Genomic DNA, 17,470 nt, shown 5'->3' with positions numbered 1-17,470 from the left:
CCTCCCGGTAAACTAAGTTAACTTAGTCTATATCATTTCTGCAAGAAAGGCGATTGGGATTTCATGAATACAATGCCCCGCTCCCCGCCAATCCGTTGCAGGGTCTTCATGCCGCGTGTCAGGCCATAAAGCGTTTCCATTTCACCTTCGGCCTTAACCCGCGATGCTGCCCTGCGCGTGATCTTATAAAGCGCGCGGAAATCTTGTTCTGGCAACGCGCGCAGCTCTGCTTCCGTCTCTGCCCGTTTCGGATCAGGGTGGTCAAAGGAAAGCGGTTTGTTGGCATCAAAAATCGACATGGTTTTAACTTGCAGCTTCGAACCCGTGCTTTCTATCACGATTGAAAGCCCCCAGACCATCCAGGCCTGAGTCCAGCGCATGTAGTTGCGGCGATCCGGGCGACTGCCTTTGGTTATCCCGGCAAAGAACAGATCGCGCGTCGGATCAAAAAGGGTGTCTGCGGCCCACACGGCCACCCGGACCGCGCCCTGCTTATCACCAAACCGCACAAGACTTCCCATTGCTTGCGCCACTGCATGGGCATCGAGATACCGCTCTTGCCCGGCAAAGCTGCGCGGCAGTCCATCCGGGGTAAAGCATTTATCACGGTAAAATTGCCAGCCACGGGCAATCGCATCATCAATTCCGCTTATGCCCGATGCCCGAAACCGGTCCAGCAGATCAAGAACATAACCCGTATGAAACCCGTCGACGAAACGGTGATGGGTTCGCGTGCCATAGGCCCAACTGCCATCAATCTTTTGCGCGTTGATCACGCGCTCCGCCGCCCGTTCGCTTTTGCCATTTGGTCCGATTATCCGATGCAGCGCAAACGCGGCCCAAAGGCTGGCATTATGGATTTCGACAGCGCTGTGATCGAAATAGGCAAAATGGCCCTTGCGCCAGAGCTTTTGCTCGATAAATCCTTTGGCCTGCTGAAGCGCGGGATGATCCGTTGCCAATCCGCTTTCGATCAAGGCATCAACGACAAAACTTGTGACGATGGCATTGCTTTGATGGCGTTGGGCATGGAAAGCCCGCGCCTGCCATTCAAACGGGTATCCCCAACCGCCATCCGGGTTTTGCATTTCGATCAAACGATCCCGCACATCACAAAGCACGCCGCCTTGTGCGGCCCCGCCCAGCAAGGCCAGCGTTTTGGGATTGGCCATCGGTGGAATGCTGGCAGCCTTGCGCAAGAAATCCGGGCCGTGCTTGATCGCCTGAAGCCAAGCCAACCGCGCCGCGCGAAACCGCCCAAGCCCGCTTGCCCGAAACAGCGCACTTTCAAGCCCGTCAAACGGATCGGCGCCAGCAAAATCATCATTGATCATGCAGTTCAACACACGGTCGCGGATATCAATCAGCTGATCCCTATCCATGGTGCGGTCCTTCACGCGCGGCAATCCCGGCGGCGATGCCGCAACAGATCAGGTAATGGCCATAATTCAGTGTGTTATCTGTCACCATGGTCAACATCACCGACAGCAGGATACAGACCGCAAGCCGCACATGCCGCACGGCCCAAAGCATCACGCCCCATCCAGCAAACCAAAGCCCGGCCCCCAGAAGCCCGGTTTCAAACAGCATGCGAAAATGATCGTTATGCAAGGCACCAAAGGACGCAAAGGATTGGTATCCGGACAGGATTTCCTCCACCGACCCAACCCCGAAACCAAGCCATTGCTGCCAGAGCGACCCGCTTTGCCAAAGCACCCAAAAATCCTGCCAGAAGGCCAACCGACCGCTGCCGTGGGTCAGAAACAAACGCGGCAAGCACAATAACGCCGCCCAGCCAACACCGACCACGGCGACACTTCCGACAAGCCACGTCATCGCCCGCGAAAACCGGACCATCCCGATTAAATTGACCAGCATCGCAAGCACCGCAATGCGCGTCTGGCTAAGCATGATGGCCACCGCACTTGCCCCCGAAAGAAGCCAATGCCCCTGCCACCGCACCACCGAAAAAAGGGCAAACAAACCCAAAAACAAAAACGGCTGATTAAGCCGCATGCCCTCATGCGTCATCTGAAACGAACTCGACAACATCAGATAGAGCACAAGAACAGGGATCATCACCCGAAGACTTTCGCGCCCGATCGCAAGCCCGACCAAAAGCCCAACCGGCAGCATCAAAAGATTGCCGATCAGACGCAGCTTTTCGATGCTGGCCCCACTCCCCGTTGCGATCACGCCGATCAAGCCTGCAAGAACCAAACTGCCCACAAGCAAGCCGGGGCCAAACCGCACCGAACGGACAAAGCAGCACAGCCCCGCAATCCAACCCCCAAGCAAAATAAGCTTTGCCGCCATCCCACCCGCCGCAATCAGCCAAAGCGACGCCCCCGTCACGACATTACCACCCAGGACGAACCAAATCGGCAGGAACCGCGCCTGTCTGGCTGCACCTGATTCTGGTCCGTCATACGTCGCAACTGACGAAGTGCCCCCCTTCATCGCCAGTCTCCATAAGCAAGCAACGCGACAGGTTGCAAAATTTCGACTAGGCTGAAGGTGTTGTTTTCACAGCAGAATGGCTGACCATAATGCTCTGGCTGGCGCAAACCTGTCTGATGGCGCAGATCATTCTTGCCCCGCTGTTGCTGGGCGGTTTGCGGCCATGGGCGCTTGCCATTTTGGCCATTCTGACCGGTATCGGCATCCTTGCGATCTGCCTGCACCGTGGCCCGGCACAGATGTGCAAACATCTGCTTTATCTCTGGCTTCTGATAGCCGGCTTGATTGGTTGGTCCCTGCTGCAAAGCCTGCAAATCTGGCCTATTCAGGCCTATCCGTTTGACGTGGCGCGCATCGCACTCGTGCCTAATGGCTGGCTTGGCATTGCGGTCTATTCTATCTGGCTTGGCGGTGTGATCACCCTGACGGCACTGGTGGCGCAGTTGGAGAGCCGCCTGCCCATCCTGATCACGCGCACCATTGTGGTTGCCTGTGCTGTTCAAGTGGTTCTGGCAGCCAGTACTGATCTGATGGGGTGGCAGACAACACTCTGGTTTGCCAAGCAGGCCCATCTTGGCGACTGGACCGGGAGCTTTGCCAATCGCAATGCTTTTGGGGTCCTGATGGGATTTGGCATTGTCGCCTGTCTGTTTCTCTATCAGCAACACCGTGCCATGTCGGTCGGCAAACAGTTTGATCGCGTGGGCGGTTGGCTGGCACTTGCCATCATTTTTGCAGCTGCCCTTGTCCAAAGCCATTCGCGACTGGCGATTGTCATGGCGCTGGTTGGCGGCGTGTTGTTTATCATCCTGACACCGCGTGAAAACGCCGGAAGCTTCAAACGGCTGTTTCTGATCAGTCTGGGCTGCATCGCGGTCATCGCCACTACAAGCATCGCGTCGCCAGAACTTTTCGGTCGATTCTCCGACCTTGCCCGCAGCGATTTGATACAGCGCGATGACCTGTGGGCTACCGCCGCTCAAGCGATTGCAGAACGGCCTGTCACCGGATGGGGAGCCGATAGCGTTGCGCTTGTGATTGCTCATTTCGCCACCGCGGATCTGAACGCGAATGCCAACTGGTTTAGCAGCCATAACCTCTGGCTCGACGGCGCGATCATGTTTGGCATCCCGGCTATGCTGATCCTGATCGCAGTACTTATCATCGTCCTTAAAACGGTTATCGCCACCATCCAACAACCTGGCACCCGCGCGCTTGTGATCGCCCTTGCTGTCATGGGAATGCTTGGCAGCATTGGGGATTGGGTCACGGTCATGCCTGCCCTTATTCTGCCAATTGTGATGCTTGGAATGGCAAGCTTTGAAGCCGCAATTGCAGCCCGTCGCGGAGCGCCTGCACCCTTGGATCACGCGGCGCAATCGCCTGCGCCCGATCCAGCAATTTTGCGCTAGCCAACAGATCCTGATCAGCCAGACTTTCACCCTTCAGACCAACCAACAGAGGATCAAACGGCTTCTTCGCCAAATGCGCCTTGATGATCTCGCCAAGCTCCGCGCGGTGACCGATAATCATGGCATTGAGCAGATCCCGCGTATCACGCTCTGCGCCAAAGCCATCGCCATTGGCAAAACCCGTACGCTTGTCTTCCAGACCCGACAACGCCTTGCCTTCCGAGACCAGAACCATCCCGCCAGCCCCAAGCAAGAAAAGTGCAATTGAAATCAGGGCAAATTTCATGTCAGCTGCCCTTCAATCGCCACTGCCGATTGCGCCTTGCCATATGCCGCACGGGGTTGGCTTCCATTCAAGACAACCCCTTCAGGGACAATGTTGGCTGCGCGCAATTGCGCCAATGCCTGAGCGACATCGCGGCGCTTGCTATGTCCGCAGCGAAGGGCAAACAACCTGACATCGGCAAGACCAAGTGCAATCACGCCATCGGCCACCGACAGGATCGGCGGGGTGTCGATAATCACGTGATCAAAGCGAGATCGCAGCTTTGAAATGATCCCTGCCAAGTGCCCGTCAATCAGCCCCGTTGCGATATTTCCCGGCACAGCCATGCGCGCGCCAAGATATCGATACCCGTCACCATTCTCCGTCCCCGCAAGGGCATCATCCAGATCCACAATTCCTGACATGACATCGGTCAGATCGGCGGTATTTTCTCCGTCATGCTGGCGCTGGTTTGGCAGTACCGGGTCATGCAGGTCCGCATCAAGGATGATCACCGAGGCGCCCAAGCCATCCAGCTTTTCAGCCAGCGCATGGGCAATGTGGCTTTTGCCATCACCAGACAGGGCAGAGCCGAGGGCAATGACCTGCCCATCGGTGTTGTCGTGCTGTGCCATATCTGCACCTTGGGACATAATTCGCATCAGAACGGCCAAATGCCCGGCAGCTTCGTCAAACGACGTAGACCCGTCGCCAACCTTTGGCAAACCGGATTGATCCGGGATGCGGGCAAAAAGCGGGATACCCAACGCTGTCTGCGGTTCAAATTCATCATCAATGCTCTGATCGAAATAGTGACGCAGTAACGCCGCGACCACAGCCACAAACAACGCAATCATGATGGCCAGCATGGCAAGATCACGCCTGCCGGGAAATTCGGTTGCCGTTGGCAACGTTGGCGCACGCAGGATCGCGGCATCACTATCGAAGCCAACCATTTCCCGCCGAAGCGACTGCACCTGTTGACCAAGTTCCTGAACGTTCGTGCGCGCCATCGCGACCGATCGGCTCAAGGCGGTCTGTCCCTGAAGGCTTGTATTGCGCACCGCCATCCTGCCTTCCCAACGATTACGCTGGGCCGTAATCAGACGCAGTTTTTCTTCCGCACCCGCAAGCGCGATATCCATTTGATCGGCAACGTTGCTCGCGACAAGACGCAGCTCATTGCGCAAATCATCAAGCTCCCGCTGCTTGCCCTGCATGATCGGATGCTTGGGGCCGTAGCGCTGATCAAGGGCGACAAATTCCTGCTCTCTCGCCTCAAGCTGTGTCGAGATTTGCTGCACAACCGGATGGCTAGCGACATCGGAAATCGCCAGAAGGTCGTCAAGGTTCTCCGCGCCATTGCGGCTTGCCTGCGCAACTCTAAGGTCCACAACCTCTTGGCCCAGTTTTTCTGCCTGCTCGTCAAGCGCATAGATGCGATCAAGCATCCGCGCATTTTCATCAGCATCAAGAATACCGGCACCGCTTTGCAAGTCGGCAAGATTACCTTCCAGAGCGGCGAGGTCATCTTGCGCGGTTTTGAATTGCGTTTCCACCTCAGCCAGCTGTCTTCGGATGGTGGCCTTTTGCTGGTCTTCTCGCAGCCAGAGATAGCTCTCAATAATCGCCAACAAGGCCTGTTGCGCTGTTTCCGGCTGCTTTGCGTGAAAGGCAACTTCAATCACTGCCGCATTGCCAACCCGAACGGCATCCAGCCCATCGCGTAAATTCCGGACCTCGTCACTTTCCAGATCGCCGGATTTAGAAGCCTCCGACTTGCCCGCAATCATTTCGGTTAATTGGTCAAGGATACTGGCTTCGTTTGGCCTATCGGTGAGCGAGACACTCTCTCCACGCAAAACCGAAAGTGCGGTCGAAAGCGTTTGCTGCCCGCGGATTTCGGCGATTGCCGTTTCAATTTCCTGGGCGGTTAAGTGGCGCCCTTCACTGCCAGGCAGCCCGTACTGCGAAGGTTCGGCGGTTAGTCTGTCTTGTGAAAACCCGATCTCGGCTACGGACCGATAGGTCCCCTGCCAGTTGCCTATCACCGTCAGAAGCATGATCAGGACGGAGACAAAAACAAGCGTCGCAACACCACGGCGTTGCCAGAAAATGCGCAACAAATCCCGCAAGGAAGGATCAAACCGTTCAGTATCAGAGCTGCCAAAACGATGGGGATCATTCAGATGGTCTGTCATCGGGGACTTGCATCCTCAAGTTCTGCGATCCCGGTCGGCTGGTTGTATTCCTCCTTATCCCAAAGGCTTTCGGCTAAGGGATCTTGGGCACCATCGATAAAAAACAGGGAATAACGCCATAGCCGCTCGTTTTGCGATATCACCGCACCACCAGCAAAGCGCGTTGGTGCTCCGCTTTCGACACTGTTAGAAAATGAAGATTGTTCGTCCGCAAAAGTGAACCGTTGGTCAGACTTCCGTTCCAACAGACGCTCAGCCAGACCTGCGGCATTGCTGCGCACGACGCCGGCAAGCCGTTCAGGGTCGGGATGCAGATTGGTCAGCCTTACGACAACACCGCCCAAAACGCTTTCCAACAAAAACCTGCTGGTGCCGTCGGCAAAAGCGCTATCAAAAAGGCCAAGCAATAGTTCAAGTCTGCTTTCTGCGGCTGACCAATTGATGACAGGTTGCTCGGAGTCACTGTCATTCGACAGCACATCATCGAGAAGCGCATCAATCAACCGCGTAACATCATCAGGTTTTTTGACATTGGCAATTTCGGCTTCGATCCAATCGACTGCTGCCTTTCGATCCTCCAGATCAGAGTTCGTGGCGGTCTGGGGCTGGGTCTGTGCCTTAACTTCAGAAACCGGCACCAGCATCGCAAATGCGGCCAGCATGATCACAGCTCTTCGAAAGGCCGCGCGCAGGCGTTTGAATTGAAAATCTGCCACCTTTGGCAAGACGATCCTTGTGAATGCAAGCAATCCCCGACCGTATCGCGGGATCATGTAACGGGGTTGGCACAGGATACGCCAAAGGAATTCCAGACCCGCGCGTTGCCAAATAACCGGTGCACGTCTGACTTTCCCGGCCAAAACATCAAATGCCCCACCAACACCCATGGCAAAGCGACATCCGGTCTTCAACGCAAACTGATCAACAAACAATTCCTTGCGCGGAGATGGCAGGGCAACAAAAAGGGCATCTGGCTTGGCCTTTGCAACACAATCAGCCAGCTTTTCATCATCGAATTCGTAGCCATGATGTGTGCCGGCAATGATCAGTCCGGGAAAGCGTGTGGGCAATGTCACCTGCAGCCGATCAAGTACGTCCTGACGCGCGCCCAAAAGAAAAATCCGCGTCCCGTCCTGTGCGAACTGCGCCAGAAGGTCGGTCAATAGATCAATGCCCGTAACCCGCTCAGCCACCTTGATCCCCATCAGACGCGCTGCAAAAACAACTCCCAGGCCGTCAGCCGAAAGGCAATCCGCACGGGCAAGGGCAGCAAACAAGTTATCGTCCTGGAGTGCCGCGGGAAGTTTGATCGCATTCAGGCAATGATGGTGAAGACACGTTCGGGCATCAGTCTCGCGTGCGTTTCGAACTTGTAATGCGATATCGGCACAGACAAGGCTGCGTCGTCTCGTATCTAGCGGCAACCCGAAGAAGGCAGCTTTGTACCCTTTGAGTTCGTCACGCATGTGCCACCCCTGTCACCCCGGCCAGACACCTGAAGACGACAAAAACATCCAATTCCTGCTTTTGGCGTTCGGCCCTCGCTGCCGTGTGCGATTTAAGGTCACGGCTAATTGGTTGAATTGAATAGTAACTTATGATTGAGTTACAGGCAATATCAGCATCCCAAGGTGATTGCCGCGGTGAGGGTGACTTTACTGACAAACCTTGTGCCACCCTACCGATCCGCTGCCTATGACGCGCTTCATCACCGCGCGGTGGCCACAGGCGGAGGGTTACGTATTCTATGCACTCAACAGCGCGAACCTCAACGCAACTGGTCAATTCCCAAGCCTGCATTTGAGCATGTCACCTTGCCGGGCGTGCAAGTTCCCCTTGGCGAAAATCGAACCTTGGCGATCCCGTTTGGCGTCAAGCGGACGCTTATGCGCAAACCAACCGATGTTTTGATTTTAAACGGTTTTGGCATTGCGCAGTGGCAGGCTCAGAACTGGGCGTTTAACCGCGGCATTCCAAGCATTTTGCAGTTTGATGGCTGGTCGGGATCTGATGCGGCCTATGCCAATCCGCTTCGACGCAGTTTGCGCCGGGCCATGATCGCGCGCGCCGAAGGCTTCATCGCCGCAAGTGCGCGCGGCGCAGAATGGTTTGCAGTCCATGGCGCATCGTCAGACCACACGTCGATCGCGCCCATTCCGCCGTCATTCCCGGTCCCCGATATCGCGGCCAACCGGACGGGCAAGGAAAGGCAATATGATATCGTCTGGTGCGGCCGTACAACGACCTCAAAGGGCTTTGACGTCTTTATGCAGACCGTAGAAGAACTCTCACGGGCTGGCATTGCAAAACGCATCGCAATTGTCGGCCGCACAGACATCCCCAAAACCAAAAGGCTTGCGGCATCTTGCGGCCCCGGCGCACAGGTGGAGATTTTCGAACAGCTGGCACCCGATCATCTCCCCCCCATTCTCACCAACGGCAAAATTACCCTTTTCCCGAGCCGCAATGACGCCTATGGCGTTGGTGTGGTTGATGCAATCTCATGTGGTTCAGTTGCATTGGCAAGCCCGATGACGGGATGTGCACCGGATATTTTGTGCGGGCAGGAAATCCTGCCGATTGACGATCCCGAAGTTTGGACCTCGGCGTGCAAACGCCTTCTTGGCAATCCCGAACTGCTCGAAAGCACGCGCCAGCATCAAGCAATGGCGATCACCCAAAACACCCCGGACCATCACTGTTACAGTATCTGGCAGGCCGTATGTCAGGCGGTTAATCGTAAAGCGGACAGTCGCCGATGGGGATAATCAAACCACATCGCGCCTCAGGCTCAGGACCATCCGTCTGGTTGATCAGCCGTGTCGATCAGGCCAGAATTCTTGCCAGACACCTCGCCGATCAGGATCGGCTGGTCCGTTGGGACAGCTTTTGGCGCCATGACGGTTCCGGTGTATTGCAACCACCATCGCGCCACGCCTCGGCTCTACTCACCGATATTCCAGGTCGCCATTTGTTGCCGGATCTGCTTGGCCAAGCCGCCCAAAAACTTCGTGTTCCAGCCCATAACCTTTACTCCGACATTCCCCTGTCGTTACTTGCCGCCTTGCGACCACCCAAGGCCGACATACTGCACGGCCAAGGCAATTACAGCCTGCCCGCGATGCGTCGGGCAAAAGCACGCAATATGATCGCAATCTCGGATGTCACCGGCCAACTTGCTGAAATCCGCCAGATGCAGCTCGCCGATGAATATAGCGCCCATGGGCGCGACTACCGGGAAATCTCGGCGTATCTCGCCAGGCGCCGGACGGCAGAAGCCAGCTTTGCTGACGCGGTATTCGCCCCGTCCGAAGCTGTTGTGGAAGGCCTACAACGTGCTGGAACTGCGTCGAAGAAGATATTCCTGATCCCGTTCATTTCACCACACTGCCAGGCGCTTCTTGATCGGCAGCGTTTGGCGCGGGGCGGCACCACCATTCGACTTCTTTATGTCGGTAACTTGTCGCTTGCCAAAGGCACCGCCCATCTTCTGAAGGCCTGGAAAACCATTCGTCGCCAGTTCGGATCGCGGGTTGATCTCACACTCATCGGGGCGGCCCAGCCTTGCGCCATAGGCTTGTTGTCAAACCTGCCTGACGGGGTGAAATGGCTTGGTCCACTATCGCATGCTCGGGTCACAGATCACATGTTGGCAGCAGATATTTTCGTTTTCCCCAGCCTGACAGAGGGCAGCAGTCTTGCCACCATGGAAGCCATGGCGGCCGGTTGTGCTGTCATCACCACGTTTGATGCTGGAAGTCCCGTTATCAATCATCAAAGCGGTCTGATCATCCCGCCACGCGATAGTTCAGCGCTGGTGACGGCTGCAACCACACTCATAACTCACCCAACCAAGCGTCGAAAGATCGCACAAACCGCGCGTGATCAAATCGCCTGTGATATTGGCCACGCCTATGGCGCACGGGTCGATCACGCCTACGAAACCATTCTGTCGCGTCATGGATAGATTGCAGGCGATCATAAAGTCGGGGCATTACTCCCTGTATCCCTTGTGGTTGATCGGGGCCAACATGGTCGCGCGGATAGGCGGTATGGTGATCCTCGTTCTGATCGGTCATGCCTATTCGCAAGCTGATCTCGGCACCTATTTCCAACTGCTTGCAATGATCGGTCTCGCCGTCACGGCAACCCAGGCTGGCTCTGGCCCGCTTCTGGTAAGGCTGGCTCAACGCCGTACCTTTCGCCCGGCATTGTTTATCGTCGTTCTGCGCCTTCTCATTGCAATGATTGCATCTGCCCTGATCACCCTGACGACCAGCCTGCCCTTCGGGCATTACTGGCCCTTGATCCTCATACCGCTTGCCGCCGCCCTTTCCCCGGATTGGCTGATTGCCGCAAAAACCCGCTTTTCACGACTTGGTCTGACCGCCGTTACCGGTCAGGCCTGTGGCATTGTCGCAGCACTTTGGGCTTCGATGACACATGCACCATCGGCGCTTTATCTCATTGCACCTGCGATTTCCCTGGCAAGCTTCGCACTCGCGACAATGTTTGCTTTCGAACGTTCGCCAACCCGTTCTCTTGAAACTGTGCCAACCAAAAATGGCGATGCGTTCGGCCTTGTCGGCTTCACATTGCTGGCCGGGTTTCTGCCAAATCTCGACTTTGTTCTGCTTGGCGCAGAGCACCATCAGCTGTTTCTGGCGCAGCGAATTTTCCTGTTTTGCGCCGGTCTGATTGCAGCCATTGCGTCAGCTCTATTTGCCAAACAACAAACAGGGCGATTGCGTGACGTTTGGCTTTTGATGCCGATGGCATTTGTCTCCGGACTGCTTTTCTTCTTCCCCGGCGCATTGGCAAAGATTGTCTATCACGATCCGTCCAATGATCTGATCAGCGTTCTTCAGATTGGTGCAGTGTGGCCGATCATGCTCGCGCTCTGCACACGACAAATCCTGATCCTGCAGGAAACATCTGCTTTCCGGTGGGTGGGATGGCTATGCCTTGCCCTGATGATCATCTCCGCATTCGGGATGCCAATCTTCACGGCATCGACCGACATCATGGCACTGATCGTATTTCGGATGACCTGTCTGATTCTGATCCTGGTTGCTTGCCAGAAAGTCCTGACAAAACGGCAGGTCATGGCATGAAGAAACTGACCGCAACCATCACAGACAACAAGATGATCAGGGGGCAATATGGTGACATCCGCTTTGGGCCATGGGGGCTGGAATGCTCAGACCGGCATTCCTTTGTGACGCTCACCGATCAATCCAGAAACGCCATACATGAAGGCGACACTTGGGACCTGTCGGGCGGCCGCTTACAGATCACATACACAACGGACCAAACCTCAGCAAACCAGATCAGACTTCGGCTTTCAGTCAAGGCACGCGACGACATTCTGCTGCAAGATGCGGTCATCCGGCTGGTGTTTGACAAAAACCCCGTCAAGCATGGGATCATTGCCAACCAGCTTGTTCACCACACCAACAGTGACAAATACCGCCTTTATCCCGCCAAAGATGTGAAGCTCATCGGTCATGATGGCGCGAACATAACCGTCACGCTTGATCAAGCTGACGGTGCAGGTCGCTTCGATCCATACATGTATCTGCGTGACCGGGACGATCACTGGATCATTCATGCCCGTCTCCTGGCCCGTGACCCGGTTGATCAGGTCTGGCTGCGCTGGGCAAATCGCCTTTTCACGCTTTCCGCACCGGACAGCCTTTCACGTTCTCTCTGGCGCATTCCACCTATCAAAAGACTATTGTGGCGGCTACGTGAACGTATGGGGCGCCGTTGCCCAGAACTACAAGCGGTGCCGTTAAACGAGCTTAAATCCGGTCAGTCGCTGGTGTTGGAGGTCACATGTCATTTTCACTAGACCACCAAGACCTTCGCCATCGCTGCCAAAGCTTGGCCTACAGGATCGCAGATGATCTCGCTAAACGCCAACGCGCAAACGGCCAATTCGAAAACCCCGACTTCTACGCCAAGGCCTTTGCTGTAAATCTCTGGAGCCGTATCAACCCAGATCAGTTCTCCCAGAACATTGAACGCGCATTGGATGCCCTGAATTCGGAGCAGCCCGCCGAAACATATCACCGCGAGTTCATCGAATACGCGTTGCGCGATACACCGGGGATACCCCGCGAAACCATCGCCGAAATTCTTCGAGATACCAAACATCAATGCCCCGATGTTGCCAACTGGCAGATGCTTGGCCTCGTCAACCGACACAAACGACGCGCGGGACTTACGTCAAAGCTCATCAACCTTGCCCATTTCGCCTTTATCTTGCATCGCTATTGGCGCACGCCGGTCTTCTTCGACCGACCCAATTGTTTTTCCACGCAATATCACGCCTTTTGCACAGCCCTATTAACCGATAGCGGAAATACGCGACATCAACGCATCGCGGATCGAGCAACAGCGCTGATTGCACAGCTGACAGGCACACACGGCTATGCAAATCTGCTCGGGCGCGGTGCAGGACAGAGTTTTGGCGCGGCCTGCGCGCTGTATGCCTTGACGAAAAAGGGATACTTTGAGGCAGCCGATGGCGTTCTGTTTCGAATTGAAGACGCACTTCTCAAGTCAGGCCAACTCCCCCTGAACCTGCTTTCACCAGCACCCTTGTCTGATACTCCCGGCCCCGACAACCCGCAAACACCGGGATGGTATAGCTACAACCGCCATGACGACTACCTTGCCTTTACAGGCTATTGGCTGCTGAAAGCCTCACAACTTCCAGCCGTCCAAGATCGCAAGCGCCCGGCACCGGAAATCCACGACGCCGCTCCAATTGCGCAGTTTTCATCTCCCAACTATCACGCGCAAATGGCGCTTTGCGGCAGGCAGGGGTTCGATGTTTCCGGCGTACCGGTGATTGTCACGGGACAGGGAAAATCAGCGCACATCCTGATGCCACCAACCGGCGGTGAGCAGGCTGTCCCAAGCCTTTATGGACCAGCCTCAAACCCGCTTCCCGCCATTGGCGAGGCCGCATTTTCCCGCTTTCTCAGCGCTGGCCGCGTATCAGACAACAGAATTGATATACGGTTCGAGCTTGCCGGTATTGTCGGTCATCGACAGATCGACTTTCAAAACACGCGCGTCATCATCTCCGAACATCTTCCCGATCATGAAGCTGATAAAGTCGATCTCTTCCGAATTCTCATTGATAGTAATGCTGGACTGTCTCAGATGGCAGAAAACACCATTATCTGCCCAGAAATCGGTGTAAAATTGACCGCAAATGCGCCACTGCAGATCGTGCAACAGGCCGCATTCAGTGCCGCTGGCCCGGCCACGCGGATCAGCGCGAGACAAAATCACGGAAACAGCGCTAACCTGACCATCGCGTGGGGTGATAGCAATGCGTGATCCCATAACAATCATTACAACCGTGCGCGACGGCGATGCGTTTCTGGATCCTTATTTCGCCAATCTTGGCCAGATACTTGGCCCCGATGATCATGTCGTCATTGTCGATGACGGCTCAGCCATACCCTTTGCCAAACCAACGGGCTGGCAAGATAACCCATGCCTCAAACTCATTCATCCCGGCAAGATCGGACGCGGTGCTGCGCTTAATCTGGCGATTGAAAGCAGCCCGACCGATCTGGTCGCCATTCAGGATATTGATGACCTTTCCCTGCCCGGTCGACTGGACCGGCAAGTCGATGCCTTTGCTATCGACCACAATCAGCTTGTCTTTGCGCTTGCCCGGTCAGATCAGCGGCGACCGACTTTGGGCGGGTTACAACGTTTTTCACCATCCCGCTTTTATATCGGTAATCCACTGCATCACTCATCACTTGCCATGCATCGATCCGTTTGGGCGCGCGCTGGCGGTTACGCGACGGATCTACCCTGCTGCATTGATCTTGATTTCTATCTACGCGCTTGTTGTTTGGCAAAAGCCATCATATGTCGGCTCGACACACAATTGATTGAGCGGAACCTCAATCCGGATAGCCGCCACTTCGCACGGATACCCGACGGGCTTTACCAGCAAACGCGCGCTTCTGTTCTAGAACATTATCGGCCAGCCCTCCCTTGGTCGGTCTGGCCGGCGATTGCCAAGCTCCGCGAATTGCGCTTGTTTTCGGGAAAGGACGTGCGATGACCAAACGCCCGAAAATCATCGCAATGGTTCAGCTACCTCCGCCCATGCACGGGGCAGCGAAAATGAACCAGTTTGCAATAGACGCCTTGGCAAAAGACTTCGACCTGCATGTCATTGAAATGCGCTTTGCCCGCACATTGTCTGATGTAAGCAAGTTTTCTGTCCGCAAGATCGCGTTGGCGTTTTGGTTTTTTCTACGTTTGATTTGGGCATTACCACGCTCGAAAGCGCTCTATATCTGCTTTGCGCCAAGTGGCTTCGCCTATTATCGCGACTGCATTTATGTCCTGCTGGCAAAGATTTTTCATGTCCCTGCGATCCTCCACCTACACGGCCGTGGCCTTCCGAATATGCGAAGATCAAAGTGGTCTGGATGGTTTCAGAAAGCGGTATTGAAAGGTCAAACTGTAATTCTGTTGGGCGAGAGTTTACGCTATGAAATAGACGGCCTAAACTGCCAATCCGTCTTTATTCACAACTGCCTGAGCGACGACGCGTTCCGACAGAAACCCACCGAGCCATGGATGCCACACAATCCGATCCGGCTTTTATGGCTATCCAATCTGTTTTACGCCAAAGGTGTCGAAACCCTGCTTAAAGCCTGCTCTATTCTGCGTACAAAAGGTATTGCGTTTGATCTGACCATCGCAGGCGCAACAGGCGACATCAGTGAGACCGATCTCGTTGAACTTCTGGAAACATTTCAGATACGCGAACAAACAACCTGTTTGGGACCAGTCTCAGACAATAAAAAGCAAGCCGCCTTCGAATACGCAGACATATTCATTTTTCCCAGTCACTACGCCAACGAAGCCCAACCGCTTGTCGTGCTCGAAGCGATGGCCGCCAATGTGCCTGTTATTACCAGTGACATCGCAACCCTGCCGGAAGTCGTACGAGGTGGTGAAACCGGAAGGCTTTGTAAGCCGAAAGACCCAGGGCAACTCGCCAATGCGATTATCACAGCAATCAACTCACCGGAGACGACGTTAATGCGCGACGCGGCCTACCAAATGTGTCAGGAGGATTTCAGCAATGAGCGTTTTGCCAATAGACTTAGCCGCTTGGTTTCCAGCATTGTCGAACAAAGCTGACATTTTGCTCAGTATTCAACTATGGGATGCATCAGATGGACCGGGACGAGTTTAACGCCTTTTGCAAATCGCTGCCGCAAACCACTCATGTGGTGCAGTGGGGTGGCGCAGATGTCTGGAAGGTGGGCGGCAAGGTGTTTGCCATTGGCGGCTGGGCCACAAATGAGACACTTGGCATCACATTCAAGACATCCGAGATCGGCTATGAGGTTTTAAAAGACATGCCCGGCCTGCGGCCTGCCCCCTATCTGGCATCACGCGGTATGAAATGGATACAACACTATGACGCGCCGGGCCTGAATGATCAGGACCTGAAAGATCACATCATAAGTTCGCACCGCATCGTCGCCAAGGGTTTGACAAAGAAGCTGCAGCGCGAACTGGACCTATATTAGGACGAATAGGCGCGGTGGCTTAAAGACGCCAAAGATCAATACCGCTCGGCACTGCATCACGCGGCAGAACAGCGCGGACATCGGCGACAAAGCCTTTCCCGTCCTTAAGCAGAGTGGAAATCAACGGCCAGCCCTTGGCAACATATTCCTTATGCGCCACGGCCAGTACCATCGCATCGGCAGGTTCCAGGCAACTGTCCGAGCAAAGCTTCAGGCCATCAAATTCGTGCGCGACTTCTTCCTTATCAGCATGCACGTCATGGACCTGCACATTGACGCCAGCCTCTTCAAGGGACCGGACGATGTCGATTACACGCGTATTGCGAATATCAGGCACATCTTCCTTGAAGGTCAGGCCAAGCACGGTCACGGTCGGGTTCTTGGTTGCCCCTTCGCGGAGCAGCGCCCGGATAACCTTGTTGGCAACCACATCCCCCATGCCGTCATTCACCCGACGACCGGCCAGAACCACCTGCGGATAATAGCCAAGCTCTTCGGATTTGTGCGTGAGGTAATAGGGATCGACACCAATGCAGTGTCCGCCGACCAGCCCCGGTGTAAATCTCAGGAAGTTCCATTTGGTGCCAGCGGCTTCAAGCACGTCACGCGTATCAATACCCGCCCGATCAAAGATCAGCGAAAGCTCGTTCATCAGTGCTATGTTCAGATCACGCTGGGTGTTTTCAATCACCTTGGCCGCCTCGGCTGCCTTGATGGTCGGAGCCTTGTGAATGCCTGCGGTGACGACACTGCCATAGACATCGGCAACAATATCAAGCGTGGCTGTATCCTGTCCCGAAACAACCTTGGTAATCGTCGTGAAACGGTGCTCGCGATCACCCGGGTTGATCCGCTCCGGCGAATAGCCAACCGTAAAATCGGCACCAGCTTTAAGACCTGAGAGTTCCTCAAGGATCGGAACACATTCTTCTTCGGTCGCACCGGGATAGACGGTGCTCTCATAAACAACGATGTCGCCTTTCTTAAGGATGGCGCCAACGGTTTTTGAAGCCGAGCGCAACGGCGACAGGTCGGGACGGTTTGAGCCATCAATCGGGGTCGGCACGGTCACAATATGGAAATCGGCCTTTGCCAGATCCTTTGCGTCGGCCGTCAAGAGCAGGTCGGCCGCCGCCAGTTCATGGTCATCGACTTCACCGGTTGCATCGTGACCGGCTTTAAGCTCGGCAATACGCGCCTGATTGATATCGAATGCAACAGTGCGGCCAATTGAGGTGCCAAATGCCACCGCAACCGGCAGCCCGACATAACCCAAACCGATAACTGAAATCTTGCGCCCGTGACTCATTGATAAAACCTTGCAAACATCTTGGTTGGCGATTTGTAGCCAGCCCGTCATGCCCCGTCAATTGCTTAGCGCCTTCTAGTCCGACCGCAGCACGTTTTTTTGAGCCACCCTATCAAGGCGCGAGTAAAACAGAGCGAAAACCACCTATTGTCGCGCCATACCCTAAACACTGCAAGAAGGGTCCCTAAAGACGACCAAACCTTGTACAGCGGCCCGGAACGTGGTCTAGTTCT

The 17,470-nt window shown here is 55.1% G+C and carries 14 protein-coding genes; 9 read left to right on the top strand and 5 right to left on the bottom strand.

Features of this window, described 5'->3' with window-relative positions; all coding sequences use genetic code 11:
- Positions 1 to 32: 32 nt before the first annotated feature.
- Together HED22_RS14745 and HED22_RS14740 are read right to left on the bottom strand one after the other, a co-directional pair.
- Complete coding sequence (locus HED22_RS14745) at positions 33 to 1,382, bottom strand: prenyltransferase/squalene oxidase repeat-containing protein (RefSeq protein ID WP_167723577.1); 1,350 nt, start codon at positions 1,380 to 1,382, stop codon at positions 33 to 35.
- On the bottom strand, positions 1,375 to 2,460 hold the full coding sequence (locus tag HED22_RS14740; RefSeq protein WP_167723575.1) for an O-antigen ligase domain-containing protein: 1,086 nt from the start codon (positions 2,458 to 2,460) through the stop codon (positions 1,375 to 1,377). The genes HED22_RS14745 and HED22_RS14740 overlap by 8 nt, the downstream gene beginning before the upstream one ends.
- A 116-nt stretch (positions 2,461 to 2,576) precedes the next feature.
- On the opposite strand from HED22_RS14740, the gene HED22_RS14735 reads away from it, so the two are divergent.
- Positions 2,577 to 3,872, top strand: a complete 1,296-nt coding sequence (locus HED22_RS14735; RefSeq protein WP_167723573.1) for an O-antigen ligase — start codon at positions 2,577 to 2,579, stop codon at positions 3,870 to 3,872.
- A 282-nt stretch (positions 3,873 to 4,154) separates the two neighbouring features.
- Here the strand turns inward: HED22_RS14735 and HED22_RS14730 are convergent, their stop codons facing one another.
- Positions 4,155 to 6,338 (bottom strand): hypothetical protein, encoded by a 2,184-nt coding sequence (locus tag HED22_RS14730; protein ID WP_167723571.1) that lies wholly within the window; start codon positions 6,336 to 6,338, stop codon positions 4,155 to 4,157.
- Complete coding sequence (locus HED22_RS14725; RefSeq protein ID WP_167723569.1) at positions 6,335 to 7,804, bottom strand: WecB/TagA/CpsF family glycosyltransferase; 1,470 nt, start codon at positions 7,802 to 7,804, stop codon at positions 6,335 to 6,337. Before HED22_RS14725 ends, HED22_RS14730 begins: the two co-directional genes overlap by 4 nt.
- A gap of 183 nt (positions 7,805 to 7,987) precedes the next feature.
- On the opposite strand from HED22_RS14725, the gene HED22_RS14720 reads away from it, so the two are divergent.
- The 8 genes from HED22_RS14720 to HED22_RS14685 all read left to right on the top strand — a co-directional run bounded on the left by HED22_RS14720 (position 7,988) and on the right by HED22_RS14685 (position 15,928).
- Entirely contained in the window at positions 7,988 to 9,106 is a 1,119-nt protein-coding gene (locus tag HED22_RS14720) for a glycosyltransferase family 4 protein (RefSeq protein WP_167723567.1), read from the top strand.
- Entirely contained in the window at positions 9,097 to 10,305 is a 1,209-nt protein-coding gene (locus tag HED22_RS14715; protein WP_175581262.1) for a glycosyltransferase family 4 protein, read from the top strand. Before HED22_RS14720 ends, HED22_RS14715 begins: the two co-directional genes overlap by 10 nt.
- Positions 10,306 to 10,369: 64 nt before the next feature.
- Entirely contained in the window at positions 10,370 to 11,452 is a 1,083-nt protein-coding gene (locus HED22_RS14710) for a hypothetical protein (protein ID WP_167723565.1), read from the top strand.
- Positions 11,449 to 12,192 (top strand): hypothetical protein, encoded by a 744-nt coding sequence (locus HED22_RS14705; protein ID WP_167723563.1) that lies wholly within the window; start codon positions 11,449 to 11,451, stop codon positions 12,190 to 12,192. The genes HED22_RS14710 and HED22_RS14705 overlap by 4 nt, the downstream gene beginning before the upstream one ends.
- A complete protein-coding gene (locus tag HED22_RS14700; protein ID WP_167723561.1) occupies positions 12,177 to 13,694 on the top strand; it encodes a hypothetical protein in 1,518 nt (505 codons plus the stop codon). The genes HED22_RS14705 and HED22_RS14700 overlap by 16 nt, the downstream gene beginning before the upstream one ends.
- A complete protein-coding gene (locus HED22_RS14695) occupies positions 13,687 to 14,439 on the top strand; it encodes a glycosyltransferase family A protein (protein ID WP_167723559.1) in 753 nt (250 codons plus the stop codon). The genes HED22_RS14700 and HED22_RS14695 overlap by 8 nt, the downstream gene beginning before the upstream one ends.
- On the top strand, positions 14,436 to 15,533 hold the full coding sequence (locus HED22_RS14690) for a glycosyltransferase family 4 protein (protein ID WP_167723557.1): 1,098 nt from the start codon (positions 14,436 to 14,438) through the stop codon (positions 15,531 to 15,533). The genes HED22_RS14695 and HED22_RS14690 overlap by 4 nt, the downstream gene beginning before the upstream one ends.
- A 35-nt stretch (positions 15,534 to 15,568) precedes the next feature.
- The gene (locus HED22_RS14685; protein WP_167723555.1) at positions 15,569 to 15,928 is read left to right on the top strand and encodes an MmcQ/YjbR family DNA-binding protein; all 360 of its coding nucleotides are present in this window, start codon (positions 15,569 to 15,571) and stop codon (positions 15,926 to 15,928) included.
- 19 nt (positions 15,929 to 15,947) lie between these two features.
- On the opposite strand, the gene HED22_RS14680 is transcribed toward HED22_RS14685, so the two are convergent.
- Positions 15,948 to 17,237 carry a nucleotide sugar dehydrogenase gene (locus HED22_RS14680; protein ID WP_167723553.1) on the bottom strand — a complete coding sequence of 430 codons (1,290 nt, stop codon included), beginning with the start codon at positions 17,235 to 17,237 and terminating at the stop codon, positions 15,948 to 15,950.
- Between the last annotated feature and the right edge of the window lie 233 nt (positions 17,238 to 17,470).

The sequence above is a fragment of the Thalassospira sp. HF15 genome, from assembly GCF_011806525.1.
Lineage (GTDB): Bacteria > Pseudomonadota > Alphaproteobacteria > Rhodospirillales > Thalassospiraceae > Thalassospira.
The sequence above is the reverse complement of the archived record's forward strand: the minus strand, read 5'-3'. Positions and strand labels throughout refer to the sequence as shown.

Coding starts and splice junctions, on each gene's coding strand:
- HED22_RS14710 (WP_167723565.1), top strand. CDS start 10,370: ATGGTCGCGCGGATAGGCGGTATGGTGATCCTCGTTCTGATCGGTCAT.
- HED22_RS14730 (WP_167723571.1), bottom strand. CDS start 6,338: ATGACAGACCATCTGAATGATCCCCATCGTTTTGGCAGCTCTGATACT.
- HED22_RS14690 (WP_167723557.1), top strand. CDS start 14,436: ATGACCAAACGCCCGAAAATCATCGCAATGGTTCAGCTACCTCCGCCC.
- HED22_RS14745 (WP_167723577.1), bottom strand. CDS start 1,382: ATGGATAGGGATCAGCTGATTGATATCCGCGACCGTGTGTTGAACTGC.
- HED22_RS14740 (WP_167723575.1), bottom strand. CDS start 2,460: ATGAAGGGGGGCACTTCGTCAGTTGCGACGTATGACGGACCAGAATCA.
- HED22_RS14715 (WP_175581262.1), top strand. CDS start 9,097: ATGGGGATAATCAAACCACATCGCGCCTCAGGCTCAGGACCATCCGTC.
- HED22_RS14695 (WP_167723559.1), top strand. CDS start 13,687: ATGCGTGATCCCATAACAATCATTACAACCGTGCGCGACGGCGATGCG.
- HED22_RS14705 (WP_167723563.1), top strand. CDS start 11,449: ATGAAGAAACTGACCGCAACCATCACAGACAACAAGATGATCAGGGGG.
- HED22_RS14735 (WP_167723573.1), top strand. CDS start 2,577: ATGGCGCAGATCATTCTTGCCCCGCTGTTGCTGGGCGGTTTGCGGCCA.
- HED22_RS14700 (WP_167723561.1), top strand. CDS start 12,177: ATGTCATTTTCACTAGACCACCAAGACCTTCGCCATCGCTGCCAAAGC.
- HED22_RS14685 (WP_167723555.1), top strand. CDS start 15,569: ATGGACCGGGACGAGTTTAACGCCTTTTGCAAATCGCTGCCGCAAACC.
- HED22_RS14725 (WP_167723569.1), bottom strand. CDS start 7,804: ATGCGTGACGAACTCAAAGGGTACAAAGCTGCCTTCTTCGGGTTGCCG.
- HED22_RS14680 (WP_167723553.1), bottom strand. CDS start 17,237: ATGAGTCACGGGCGCAAGATTTCAGTTATCGGTTTGGGTTATGTCGGG.